The organism is Buchnera aphidicola (Cinara curtihirsuta), from assembly GCF_900698895.1.
Taxonomy (GTDB): Bacteria; Pseudomonadota; Gammaproteobacteria; order Enterobacterales; family Enterobacteriaceae; genus Buchnera_F; species Buchnera_F aphidicola_AX.
Genome location: NZ_LR217700.1, coordinates 33,464 through 46,542 on the forward strand (window position 1 = coordinate 33,464; position 13,079 = coordinate 46,542).

General features: G+C 20.9%; 10 protein-coding genes. 6 read left to right on the plus strand and 4 right to left on the minus strand.

All coding sequences use genetic code 11. The features are described from left to right. Window positions 1-496: 496 nt before the first annotated feature. From BUCICURT3053_RS00150 to argH, 4 genes are all read left to right on the plus strand, one after another. Window positions 497-1,378, plus strand: coding sequence for a methylenetetrahydrofolate reductase (locus BUCICURT3053_RS00150; protein ID WP_154061017.1), 882 nt, complete (start codon window positions 497-499; stop codon window positions 1,376-1,378). Between the two features lie 246 nt (window positions 1,379-1,624). Then, window positions 1,625-2,419 carry a hypothetical protein gene (locus BUCICURT3053_RS00155; RefSeq protein WP_154061018.1) on the plus strand — a complete coding sequence of 265 codons (795 nt, stop codon included), beginning with the start codon at window positions 1,625-1,627 and terminating at the stop codon, window positions 2,417-2,419. Window positions 2,420-2,437: 18 nt separating this feature from the next. Next, window positions 2,438-3,652 (plus strand): argininosuccinate synthase, encoded by a 1,215-nt coding sequence (locus tag BUCICURT3053_RS00160; RefSeq protein ID WP_154061019.1) that lies wholly within the window; start codon window positions 2,438-2,440, stop codon window positions 3,650-3,652. Window positions 3,653-3,689: 37 nt separating this feature from the next. Beyond that, window positions 3,690-5,075 (plus strand): argininosuccinate lyase, encoded by a 1,386-nt coding sequence (gene argH, locus BUCICURT3053_RS00165; protein ID WP_154061020.1) that lies wholly within the window; start codon window positions 3,690-3,692, stop codon window positions 5,073-5,075. 511 nt (window positions 5,076-5,586) lie between these two features. Here argH and rpoD read toward each other — a convergent pair. The 3 genes from rpoD to rpsU form a co-directional block, all read right to left on the minus strand. After that, the gene (gene rpoD / locus BUCICURT3053_RS00170; protein WP_154061021.1) at window positions 5,587-7,428 is read right to left on the minus strand and encodes an RNA polymerase sigma factor RpoD; all 1,842 of its coding nucleotides are present in this window, start codon (window positions 7,426-7,428) and stop codon (window positions 5,587-5,589) included. 184 nt (window positions 7,429-7,612) lie between these two features. Beyond that, window positions 7,613-9,394, minus strand: a complete 1,782-nt coding sequence (dnaG, locus tag BUCICURT3053_RS00175) for a DNA primase (RefSeq protein ID WP_232037234.1) — start codon at window positions 9,392-9,394, stop codon at window positions 7,613-7,615. Between the two features lie 77 nt (window positions 9,395-9,471). Beyond that, on the minus strand, window positions 9,472-9,687 hold the full coding sequence (gene rpsU, locus BUCICURT3053_RS00180) for a 30S ribosomal protein S21 (protein WP_154061022.1): 216 nt from the start codon (window positions 9,685-9,687) through the stop codon (window positions 9,472-9,474). Between the two features lie 224 nt (window positions 9,688-9,911). On the opposite strand from rpsU, the gene tsaD reads away from it, so the two are divergent. Further along, complete coding sequence (tsaD, locus tag BUCICURT3053_RS00185) at window positions 9,912-10,943, plus strand: tRNA (adenosine(37)-N6)-threonylcarbamoyltransferase complex transferase subunit TsaD (RefSeq protein WP_154061023.1); 1,032 nt, start codon at window positions 9,912-9,914, stop codon at window positions 10,941-10,943. 194 nt (window positions 10,944-11,137) lie between these two features. Next, on the plus strand, window positions 11,138-12,361 hold the full coding sequence (locus tag BUCICURT3053_RS00190) for a CCA-adding protein (protein WP_154061024.1): 1,224 nt from the start codon (window positions 11,138-11,140) through the stop codon (window positions 12,359-12,361). A gap of 28 nt (window positions 12,362-12,389) precedes the next feature. Here BUCICURT3053_RS00190 and BUCICURT3053_RS00195 read toward each other — a convergent pair whose 3' ends face one another. Continuing rightward, window positions 12,390-12,833, minus strand: a complete 444-nt coding sequence (locus BUCICURT3053_RS00195) for a PTS glucose transporter subunit IIA (RefSeq protein ID WP_154061025.1) — start codon at window positions 12,831-12,833, stop codon at window positions 12,390-12,392. Window positions 12,834-13,079: the final 246 nt, after the last annotated feature.

Sequence of the window (13,079 nt, forward strand, 5' to 3'; positions counted from 1 at the left end):
ATTTTTTAAAAAAATAAATATTTTTTATTTTTTTTGATTATAACATATTTTTTTATGAATATAAAATATTTTCTTAAAAAGATTAATATTTATTTTTAATAAAAATATATAAGATATATTATAAAGTACTTTATTAATTTAATAAATGTTATACTAATTTAAAAAAATTTTTAAATAATAAAAATTTTCTATTTTAGTTTTTATTTGTTATTTTTTTTATATATGATTTTATTTTTATAAATGTTTAATATTTTTATAACTATATTATTTATAATATTTTATATACTTATTTTTTAAAATAAAGTTAAAAATTAAATAGTTTTTTTTATTTATTTATAGATATAAATAAATATTTAGATTAATTTAATAAAGTTAATATTTTTAAATAAAAAAATTTATATTTAGTAGGTATTTATTTATAAAATATAATATTACTTTATATATTATTTTTAATTTTAATAATTTAAATATTAATAATAGTAATTAGGATATAGATATGATAACTATTTTTAAAGATAGAAAAAAAAAATATAACGACGAACCAGTTAACTTAAAAAATAAGATTAAAATTTCTTTTGAGGTATTTCCTCCTAAAAATATTTTTTTAGAAAATAAGTTATTTCATTCAGTTAAAATGTTAAATAAATGTAATCCAGAATTTTTTTCAGTAACAAATAGTATAAATATAGATAAATATGATAAAACTTTTTTTGTTTTAAAAAAAATGTTTCCTTTAACTGATGCAAAATTATTTGCTCATTTTATCACTATAGGATTAAATGAATCTTTAATAAAAGATATTGCACATAAATATTGGAGTCACGGAATTAAAAATATTATTGCTTTAAGAGGTGATTTGCCTTTTAATTATTCTAAAAAAGTAATATATGCAGTTGATTTAATTAAATTATTAAAATCTGTAAATGATTTTAAAATATTAGTTGCAGCATATCCTGAATTACACCCTGAATCTCGTAGTTTAAAAGAAGATTTAATTAATTTAAAAAATAAAGTAGATTTAGGTGCTACTGCAGCTATTACACAGTTTTTTTTTAGTATTAATAAATTTTTAAAATTTCGTGATAATTGTTTAATGATGGATTTAAAAATTGATTTAATACCTGGAATATTACCTATATTAAACATTAATCAATTAAAAAAATTTGTTAATATGACAAACATTTATGTTCCTCGGTGGATCTTAGATTTTTTTTATAAATATTCTGATGATAAAGATAAATGTACTGATTTAAGTGTAAGTATTGCTGTAGATTTAATAGTTAGTTTATATCGCGAAGGTATTAAAAGTTTTCATTTATATACATTAAATCAATCTGATTTGAGTTTAAGAATTTTTTATAAATTAGGCTTGATTTAATTATTTTAATAAATATTAGTTAATATAAATAATTTATAGTTATTTTATTTTATATAATTAGTAAAATTATTTACAACGTTTTATTCAATATAAAATTCATTTATTTTAATCAAATAAATTTTTATATATTTTATAAATAAAATATTTTTATATTAAAGATATATTTAAATTTTTATTTGAATTATTATTTATATTATATATTTTATATAAATTAATAATTAAATATTTAATATAAGGTTTTTAATAATGAAAGGTCCTTTAGTAGTAAAAATAGGTGGTATATTATTGAATAATAATAATGCTATAAAACGTTTATTTAAAGCGATACATGTTTTTTATAATTTAAAAAAAAGAGGAATAATATTAGTTAACGGAAGTTGTTTATTTAGTAGAAATATTTTTCAAAAATTTAATTTTTCTTCTTCAAAAAATAATTTTTGTTCAATTGAAAAATTAAATACTAAGAATATATTATTTTCTATTTTACCTAACATTGTTAATATACGCCTGTTAGCTTGGTCAAAAAGATACAAAATTACAGGACAAAGTTTGTTGTTAACAGATTTTTTTAATGAATTAATTTTAAATCCCGTTTCTATAAAAGAGATTAATTTTTTTTTAAAAAAAAATAAAAAAGAAATATTAGAATATATAAAAATTATTCAAATGTTTTTAGAAAAAAACATTATTCCTTTTATTTGTTCTTCTGGTTTAGATTTAGAAGGTAATATTTTTAATATTAATTCAGACATAGTAGCAATGATATTAACGATTATATTAAATGGACATTTAATTATATTAACAGACGTAAATGCTGTTTTAGATGGTAAAGGTCAGCGTATTAAAGAAATTTCTTATAGAGAAATAAATAATTTACTTGATTCAGGTTCAATAACCAATGGAATGATTACTAAAATAAAATCTGCATTAGTAGTATCAAAAATTTTAAAAAAACCAGTTGAAATAGCTAGTTGGCATAATTTAAATGATTTATTAGATGTGTTTACAGGAAAATCTATCGGCACTAAAATTATAGAATAAAATAGGTTTATAAACAATATGAAAAATAGAAGTATAAAAAATACAATCGTTTTAGCGTATTCAGGTGGTTTAGATACTTCAGCTATTATACCTTGGATAAAAGATAATTATAAATTTAATGTTGTTGCTTTTGTTGCAAATATTGGACAATCTAGTTTAGATTTAGAAAATATTAAAGAAAAAGCAATTATGTCTGGAGCCTCAGATTGTTATGTTGCTGATTTAAGAAATGATTTTGTAAATAAATATGTATTTCCTATGTTGAAAATTGGAGCAATATATGAAGGACAATATTTATTAGGAACAGCAATTGCAAGGCCATTAATTGCTAAATCTCAAGTAGATTATGCTCATAAAATTAAGGCAATTGGTGTAAGTCATGGAGCAACAGGAAAAGGAAATGATCAAGTACGTTTTGAATCAGCATATGCTGCTTTAGATTCTTCTTTAATAGTAATAGCTCCGTGGAGAGAATGGAAATTTAAATCTAGAGAAGAGTTATTAGAATATTTACGCCAAAAAAATATTAATACTACAGTAACTCAGAAAAAGATTTATAGTAGAGATGAAAATATTTTTCATGTTTCTACCGAAGGTGGAATTTTAGAAAACACTTGGAATGCTCCAAATAATGATTGTTGGGTATGGACTAAAAGCCCTCATGATGCTCCTAATAAGTCTGAAAAAATACATTTGCAAATTAAAAAAGGTTGTGTAGTAGGAGTAAACCATAAACGTTTAAGTGCTTATGAATGTTTAAATAAACTGAATAATTTAGGAAGTACACATGCTATTGGTCGCGTTGATATTATAGAAAATCGTCTTGTTGGTATAAAATCAAGAGGTTGTTATGAAACTCCTGGTGGGACTATTATATATCACGCTTTAAGAGGTTTAGAACAATTAATATTAGATAGAGATAGTATGTATTGGAGAAATAAAATTGCATTAGATATGTCGTTAATAATATATGATGGAAAATGGTTTACTCCAATAAGAAAATCGCTTCAACAGTCTTCAGAAATATTATCAAATAGTATTTCGGGTGAAGTAGTAGTAGAATTATATAAAGGCTCAGTTAATATTTTACAAAAGAAATCATTAAATACGTTATATTCACAAGAATATGCTACTTTTAGTAAAGATTCCGTATACAGTCAATTAGATGCTCAAGGTTTTATTCGTTTATTTTCATTATCATCACGCATTCGTTCATTAAATCGTCAAAAATAATATTTGATATGTTTTTTGTATTTTTTGAGGTAAAAATATGTCTCTTTGGGGTGGTAGATTTAAGAAAGTATCCAATATACAATTTAAAAGATTTAATAACTCTTTAAATACGGATTATAGATTAATAAAAGATGATGTTAAATCTTCTATAGCTTGGTCAAAAATGTTGTTAGATAGTAAAATTTTAACTAATAATGAACAAAAATTAATTGAAAAAACTTTAAAATGGATTTTAAAAAAGTATATATATAATATTAATGAAATCTTGTCTTCAGATTCTGAAGATATTCATAGTTGGATAGAATCAACTTTAGTAAAAAAAATTGGAAAATTAGGAAAAAAATTATATACAGGTAGAAGCCGTAATGATCAAATTGCTACTAACTTAAAATTATGGTGTAAAAGAAAATCAAATCGTATTTTGAAAGAAATTATTAAATTACAACGTAATTTTTTTAATCATGCTACCTTACAACAAAATACTATTATTCCAGGTTATACACATTTACAAAGAGCGCAACCAATTACATTTTCGTATTGGTGTTTAGCATACATTGATATGTTTGAAAGAGATCGATTGCGAATGATAGATACAGTTAAACGCTTAGATTTGTCTCCTTTAGGATCTGGAGCCATATCAGGTACTTCATTGAATATTAATAGAAAAAAATTAGCTGATATTATGGGTTTTTCAAATTGTACTACTAATGCTTTAGATAGTGTTTCTGATAGAGATTTTATTTTAGAGATTTTATCTACAGCATCTATTAGTATGATGCATTTATCTCGTTTTTCTGAAGATTTAATATTTTATAATTCAGGAGAAGCTAATTTTATTGAATTATCTGATGAAATAACTTCTGGATCTTCATTAATGCCTCAAAAAAAAAATCCAGATATTTTAGAGTTAATAAGAGGAAAGTGTAGTGGAGTATATGGTTCTTTAATATCTATATTTACTTTATTGAAAGGGTTACCTTTATCTTATAATAAAGATTTTCAAGAAGATAAAAAATATTTATTTCAAGGTTTAGATATTTGGGAAGATTGTTTAAAAATGAGTAGTTTAGTATTGAATAATATGAAATTAAATAATTTACGTTGTAAACAAACCGCTCAAGAAGGTTATAGTAATGCCACAGAATTAGCAGATTACTTAGTTAGTAAAGGAATATCTTTTAGAGATGCTCATTATATTTCGGGAAAAATTGTTATAGAAGCTATTCATCAAAATAAGCATCTTGAAGAATTAGATTTATTATTTTTAAAAAAATATTGTTCAATAATTGAGAAGGATATATATCAATACTTAACATTAGAATCTTGTTTAGAAAAAAAGAATTCTATTGGTGGAGTTTCTAAAATACAAACTAAAATGGCTTTAGCTAATATAGAGAAGCGTTTACTAAGTCTTGAAAAATAAAATGTATTTTTATATGGTACGATATAATATAATAAAAATATTTTGTAAATCACGCGATATTCTTTATATCGCGTGACATTAAAAAAATTATATAAATAAATATATATTTAATGTAATATAAATAGTATGGTTATTTTTTAATAAAAATTATTTTTTATATTTGTTTTTTATAAACGTAAATTTGTATAATTATACAATTATAATAATTTTTTATTATATTAATATTTTTAACAGATATTTATATTTTATAAATTTTTTATAATTATTTTTTTAAATTTAATAAAATATATATGTTTTTTATTAGAAAATAATATAATTTTTATTGTATAAATATTTTAAAAAAAATATGAAAAATTATATTTTTTTGTATATAAGTTGTAATATGGCACTATTAAACGTTAAATAATATTAAAGATATAATATTATTTATTTTTGAGTATATTTTTTATATAAAAATTTTATAGAAAAATTATTTTTTAAAATATCTATCTAATTAGATATTAATACTAGATTAGGAATTGTCTAAAAAACTTTTTAATATTTCTGATCTACTAGGATGTCTTAATTTTCTTAATGCTTTAGCTTCAATTTGACGTATTCTTTCACGTGTTACATCAAATTGTTTTCCAACTTCTTCTAAGGTGTGATCGGTATTCATATCAATTCCGAATCTCATTCTTAGTACTTTTGCTTCTCTTTCTGTTAAACCCGATAAAACATCATTTGTAATTGCTTTTAAACTTTCCGAAGTAGCCGATTCTAAAGGTAATTCTAGATTTGTATCTTCAATAAAGTCACCTAAATGAGCATCATCATCTTCTCCTACTGGAGTCTCCATAGAGATAGGTTCTTTAGCAATTTTTAATACTTTTCTAATTTTTTCTTCTGGAATTAACATTTTTTCAGATAGTTCTTCTGGTGTTGGTTCTCTTCCAATTTCTTGTAGCATTTGTCTAGAAATTCTGTTTAATTTATTAATTGTTTCAATCATATGTACTGGAATACGAATAGTTCTTGCTTGATCTGCTATAGATCTAGTAATTGCTTGACGTATCCACCATGTTGCATAGGTAGAAAATTTATATCCTCGTCGATATTCAAATTTATCAACAGCTTTCATTAATCCAATGTTACCTTCTTGAATTAGATCTAGAAATTGTAATCCTCTATTAGTATATTTTTTAGCTATAGAGATTACTAATCTTAAATTTGCTTCAACCATTTCTTTTTTTGCTCTTTTTGCTTTTTCTTCTCCTAACAATATACGTTTATTAATATCTTTTACTTGTGTAATAGTTAAACCGGTTTTTTTTTCAATAATTAGTAACTTTTTAACACTATTATTTATATCTCTTTTTACTAAATCTAATTTAGAAGACCATGTTTTTTTTTTATTTGTAGCAATATTATACCATGTAAAATTTGTTTCTTTTCCTTTAAATAATTGTATGAAATTTTTTTTAGGTATTTTACAGGTTTCTATACATAATTTCATTATTTTTCTTTCTTGGAATCTGATTTTTTGAATCATTTTTCTCATATTTTTTACTAAATAATTAAATTGTTTAGGAGCTAATCGAAATTGTTTAAATATTTCAGATAGTTCATGTATAGCATGTATAGAATCTTTATGGTTTCTTTTTTTTATTTTTATAGTATTATTAGTAATATTATATTGTTTTTTTAATTGTAAAAATTTTTTTTTAGCTAAATTTGGATCTATAGGATTATAGACATCTTCCGGTTCTTCTGTTTGTTCAATATTTAAGTGTTTTTTTGAAGTATTTTTTATTATTTTATTTAATATTTCTTCAGAAGGATGAGATAAATTTGTTTCTGTGTTTGGATCTACAAATCCCGTAATTAATTCTGATAATCTAATATCTCCTGATTCAACTCGATTGTATTGTTTTAATAAATATAGAATAGCATCGGGATATTCAGAAACGGTGCACTGTACTTGATTTATTCCTTCTTCAATGCGTTTAGCAATATTTATTTCGCCTTCTCTAGTAAGAAGTTCTACAGTTCCCATTTCTCTCATATACATCCTAACAGGATCTGTTGTACGACCAATATCTGTTTCAACATTAGATAAAACCTGAGCAGCTGCTTCTACTGTATCTTCATCAGTATCTGCGGATGTTTCATTAATAATTAGTTTATCTATTTCTCTGGCTTCTTCTACAACTTGAATTCCTAAATCTTTTATCATTTGTATGATATTTTTTATTTGGTCTGAGTCAATAATTTCATCTGGAAGATGATCATGTACTTCTGAATATGTTAGGTATCCTTGTTCTTTTCCATGTGAAACAAGTAATTTTAATTGTGATTTTGGTTTTTTTTTCATAAGACGATATCCGTTTATATTTATTAGTTTATTTTAATAAAAAAATATATATATTTATTTATATATAAAATTTATTTAATTGTACTGTTTTTTTGTATATATAAATATATATTGTGTATAAATAAACTATGGTTCACCTTATAGTATAAATTATTTAATGAAATTAAATATTTTTTAATATTTATTAAAATGAATATCTTTTATTTTTAATTTTAATTATTTTTTTATTTATTTTCCACAATTTATTTTTTTCTTCATTATTAAGGCCTTTTTTTCGTTCTAAAGTAATTAATTTATTATATTTATATTCTAAATCTTGTATTAAAAGATTATTAAATAATTCTTTAGTTAAAGAATATATTTTATTTTTTATAATCATATGATCCCATGTGCTTAAATATTGAAAAATTTTTTCTAATTTAGTATGTCTATAAAATTCTAATAAATGACCAGTTTTAAAGATTTTGTTTTTAATAATTATTTTTATTAAATTAATAAGAATATTTTTTCCAATTATATTTAATTGTTTAATTTTCTCTATTTTTTTTATTTTTTTTGCTAATTTTGGATTTTGAATAATTAAACTAATTAATAATCTCATTGTAGTAATTTTAATTGGTATAATATTTTTTTTATAAATTTTTTTTATTGGTATAGAAATTAATTTATTTAGTTGATATGTATCTAATATTCCTATTTTATTTCCGAGCATTGTTCGTAAATGAATTCTTATTATTTTACTTGGAATTTTTTTAATTAATGGAATAGTTAATAAACTTAATTTTATACAATCATTGATACAACTTAAATTCATTTTATCAGAAATTTTTCTAAAAAAAAAAGAATATAATGTTTCAGATTTTTGGATTCTTTTTTCGAATTTTTTTTTTCCTTCTTTAACAATCAAACTACTTGGATCTTCGTTTTTTGGTAGTAATAGAAAATTTATTGTACAGTTATCATCTAAAAATGATAATGATAATTTTAATGAAAACCAGTTTGCTTTACGACCGGCGTTATCTCCATCGAAACAAAAAATAATGTTTTTGCTGATTTTAAATAGTATTTGTATTTGATATTTTGTAATTATACTTCCTAGTAAAGCAATTGAATAATTTATATTAAATTGATTTAGTGAAATAACATCTAGATATCCTTCTACTACTAATATTTTTTTAGGTTTTGGATTATATAAATTTAATTCATATATTCCATAAAGATTTTTTTTTTTATGAAATGTAATTGTTTCTGGAGAATTTAAATATTTAGGTTTAATATTTTTTTTTAAAACTCTTCCTCCAAATCCTTGAATTTGTCCATATTTGTTTTTTATAGGAAAAATAATTCTTTCTTTAAATCGATCATATTTTGTTTTTTTTGTATTTTGAAGGATTAAACCGCAATCTTTAATAATTGATTTATTTGTGTATTTTTTTTGAATATAACTAGTAATTTGATAATTATTGGATGTTGCAAAACCTAATGAAAATTTTTTCATTGTTTTTTGATTAATACCGCGCTTTATAAGATATATATATGCTGTATTTGGTAAAATAAATAAATTATTTGTATATATTTCTGATATTTTTTTTAAAACTAAATATATTTTTTGTTTATAAGAATACTTTTTGTTAAGTGTATAATTATTATTTATATATGGAATATTCATTCCATTTAATGTAGTTAATTCCATAATACTACTTAAAAAATCTAATTTTTCATATTGCATTAAAAAATCTATTACATTTCCGTGTATTCCACAACCAAAACAATAAAAAAATTGTTTATTTTGATTTACAATAAAAGAAGGTGTTTTTTCATTATGAAAAGGACACAAAGTTTTATAATTATCTCCTGATTTTTTTAATGTAACATATTTATTAATTAATTCAATAATATCTGTTTTTTCTACTAATTCATAAATAAATTTTTGTGGAATTTTTTTTGTTTTTTTTTTGATTATCATATATTTATTTTTGATTTTTGACCGTTATTATATATAATTAACGGTCTCAATATTTTAGAATATAATAATGTTTTTTATTAGTACATTCGAGTACGTTTAGCATTTTCTCTTGCTAATTTTTTTGCTAATCTTTTTATTGCTGAAGCTTTTGCTCTTTTTTTTTCTGTTGTAGGTTTTTCATAAAATTCTCTTCGGCGTGTTTCAGAGAGTATTCCTGCTTTTTCGCAAGATCTTTTAAATCTTCTTAATGCAACATCAAAAGGTTCATTTTCTCTTATTTTGATCATCGGCATAATAATTCCTATAAATTTATTTATTTACTTCTAAATGAATATTAGCACAGTAAAAATTAATAGAGTATAATTTTTTATATAAATTTTATTATTTCATAAATAGAATATATACGGAATAATATTTATTTTTATAATATATATTATATCATAATATATAATATAGATTTTTAGATAGATAATTTATATTTTAACAAATTTTAGTTATAAAAAATTTTAGGATAATTATGCGAATATTGGGAATAGAAACATCATGTGATGATACTTCAGTTGCTATTTATGATCAAAAGATAGGATTAGTTTTTCACTCTACACTTAATCAAAATAAAGTTCATGCTGAATTTAGCGGTATAGTACCTGAGTTAGCTGCAAGATCTCATTTGAATCAGTTAATTTTTTTAATTAAAAAAATTTTTTCTCAACATTTTACTGATAAAAATTTTATTACTAAGAAAAATATTTTTGATGCAATTGCATACACTATTGGTCCTGGTTTTTCAGGGTCTCTTTTAGTTGGTTCAACGATTGCTTTATCTTTATCTTTATCTCTTAATATTCCCTCTATTTCAGTTAATCATTTAGAAGGTCATTTATTATCTGTTATGTTAAACCATACAAATAATATTTTTCCTTTTTTAGCATTATTAGTTTCAGGGGCTAATACTCAGTTAATTAGCTCTCATAAATTTGGTCAATATACTATTTTAGGTGAAACTTTAGATGATTCAGTTGGAAATGTTTTTGATTATATAGCAAAATTATTAGGATTAGGATATCCAGGTGGTAAAAAATTATCTGATTTAGCAAAACATGGTCAGTCTGGAAAATATTTTTTTCCTCGTCCTATGACTAAATATTCTAATTTAAATTTTAGTTTTTCTGGCTTAAAAACACATGTAAAAAATATTATTTTAAATAATCCTAATTTACTTCAAGAAAGATTTAATATTGCTAAGTCTTTTGAAGAAGCAATTGTGGATACGTTAGTAGTAAAATGTAAACTTGCTATTCAAAAAACTAATTTGAAAAATTTATTAGTATGTGGGGGAGTTAGTTCTAATCATTTATTAAGAAAAAAATTAAAAAATTTAGTTGAATCTAATCAAGGAAAATGTTTTTTTCCTAAAAAAATTTTTTGTACAGATAATGCAGCTATGATTGCGTATGTAGGATTTTTAAAATATAATTCTAATATATATTCTTGCCATAACTCTATTAGAGTATTCCCAGATTTATTAATTAATGATAAAATTGATTAATTTAATTATTATTACAATATAACAGACAAATTTTAGTAATTAATATATTATTTTAATAATATTTATTTTTATATAAATCAAATTATTTTTTGTTTATTCTGCTAAATATTAAATATTTTTTATTAATTTTTAGTAAATTTTTAAAAATAATTTTTTTATTATTTTTTTTATTATACTTTTATTTGGATATTTTATTGAAAATTTATTTAGTTGGTGGATCTGTTAGAGATCGTTTGTTAGGTTTTCCTGTTCATGATCGTGATTGGTTAGTAGTTGGTTCTACTCCAGAAAAAATGTTAAAAAAAAAATATCAACAAGTGGGACGAGATTTTCCGGTTTTTATACATCCTAAAACACATGAAGAGTATGCTTTAGCTAGAACTGAAAGAAAACATGGATTTGGGTATTCAGGTTTTTTATTTAATTTTTCTCCTGATATCACATTAAAAGATGATTTAATTAGACGTGATTTAACTATCAATGCAATGGCACAAGATAATTATGGAAATATTATTGATTTTTTTAATGGAAAAAGAGATCTTAAACAAAGAGTTTTAAGGCATGTCTCATCTTCTTTTCAAGAAGATCCTTTAAGGGTATTACGAGTTGCTCGTTTTGCTGCTACATTATCTCATTTAGGTTTTTATATTGCAAAAAAAACTTTATTTTTAATGAAATTAATGTGTATGCGGAAAGAATTGTTATATTTAACACCTGAAAGAGTTTGGAGCGAAACTAAAAAAGGTTTATGTTCTCCTAACCCTCATATTTATTTTCAGGTATTACATAGTTGTAATGCATTAATTTATTTATTTCCAGAAATTAATTTTTTTTATAAAAAATCTCTTTTATGTCATTTTTTTATAAATCAAAAGAATTTCTTACGCTATAGTTTTTTTGAACTATCACGTATTTCTAAAATTACAAATAACTTAGACATAAGATTTGCTTATTTTTTACAATTTATTAGTCAAATATATTCTATTTCGAGATTTAATACAAAAAATTATTTTTTTTATAAAAAACCTGTTTTATTAGTTAAAAGTTTATGTGAAAGACTGAAAGTTCCAAAAGAAACTCAAAAAATTGCAATTTTTCTGTGTGGTTTTCACAATTTTTTACAAATAATAGAATTACAAAGTTCTGAATTAATTGTTAATTTTTTTAATATTATTGATGTGTGGAGAAAGCCAGATAGATTAAATAAATTAATATATTTAAATTTTTATTATAAAAATGATTTAAAAAATTTAAATAAAAATATGACACTGGGTAAATTATTAAAATCTATGTTTTCTATTATTAAAAATATATCTATTGATTCTTTTATAAATAAAAATTTATTTCAAGGTATTGAAATTAAAAATGAATTATATCGATTAAGAGTAAAAGCATTAAATGTTTGGAGAAATAAATAATATATTTTTTATATAAATATAAATTTTATTATATATACGTTAATATAGTTACACCGGCTTTTACTTTATATAAAGAATTTTTTATTTTATGCATTTTTTTATTACATAAGATTTCAATTATTGTTTGAGTATATATAGATTTATTATGTTTTTTTAAATCATTTATTACAAAAATAGTTTCTCCAGAACATATTTTTCTAGTTTTTTTTATTATAGAAATAAAATTATCTAGTTTTTGTTTATGAAAAATATATTTATTTTTTACATATATATTTAAATTAGGATAAGATTGAATTATAAAATTCTTTTTTTTAGGAAAATAGTTTTTTATTATTCCATCGCAAGGAGAAACAATTATTTTTTTATTTGAATGAATTATTATTTTTTTTTTATAGTTTAATGAATCTTTTGTTTCATTAATATTTTGAATAAATCCAGATATTGGTGAAAAAATATATTTTTTATTTTTCATTTTTAAATAAATATATGTATATGTAGTTATGTTGAATATATATTTAAATTAATTTTTATTAATAAAATAAATTTTATTTTTTTTAATAAAAAAATTTTTTATGTATAATTTTTATATATAGAAGTTATCTTCTATATAAGAAATACTATTTTATAGTATAAATAATATTATATATTTATTTATTAAAATAATATTAATATATATAATATTTATAATTTATTTATTAGTTTTTTTATTTTATGGTGT

What these genes read in the sequence shown, in the direction of transcription:
- argH (WP_154061020.1), top strand. Translation starts at nt 3,690, where the DNA reads ATGTCTCTTTGGGGTGGTAGATTTAAGAAAGTATCCAATATACAATTT.
- BUCICURT3053_RS00150 (WP_154061017.1), top strand. Translation starts at nt 497, where the DNA reads ATGATAACTATTTTTAAAGATAGAAAAAAAAAATATAACGACGAACCA.
- rpoD (WP_154061021.1), bottom strand. Translation starts at nt 7,428, where the DNA reads ATGAAAAAAAAACCAAAATCACAATTAAAATTACTTGTTTCACATGGA.
- BUCICURT3053_RS00195 (WP_154061025.1), bottom strand. Translation starts at nt 12,833, where the DNA reads ATGAAAAATAAAAAATATATTTTTTCACCAATATCTGGATTTATTCAA.
- rpsU (WP_154061022.1), bottom strand. Translation starts at nt 9,687, where the DNA reads ATGCCGATGATCAAAATAAGAGAAAATGAACCTTTTGATGTTGCATTA.
- dnaG (WP_232037234.1), bottom strand. Translation starts at nt 9,394, where the DNA reads ATGATAATCAAAAAAAAAACAAAAAAAATTCCACAAAAATTTATTTAT.
- tsaD (WP_154061023.1), top strand. Translation starts at nt 9,912, where the DNA reads ATGCGAATATTGGGAATAGAAACATCATGTGATGATACTTCAGTTGCT.
- BUCICURT3053_RS00155 (WP_154061018.1), top strand. Translation starts at nt 1,625, where the DNA reads ATGAAAGGTCCTTTAGTAGTAAAAATAGGTGGTATATTATTGAATAAT.
- BUCICURT3053_RS00160 (WP_154061019.1), top strand. Translation starts at nt 2,438, where the DNA reads ATGAAAAATAGAAGTATAAAAAATACAATCGTTTTAGCGTATTCAGGT.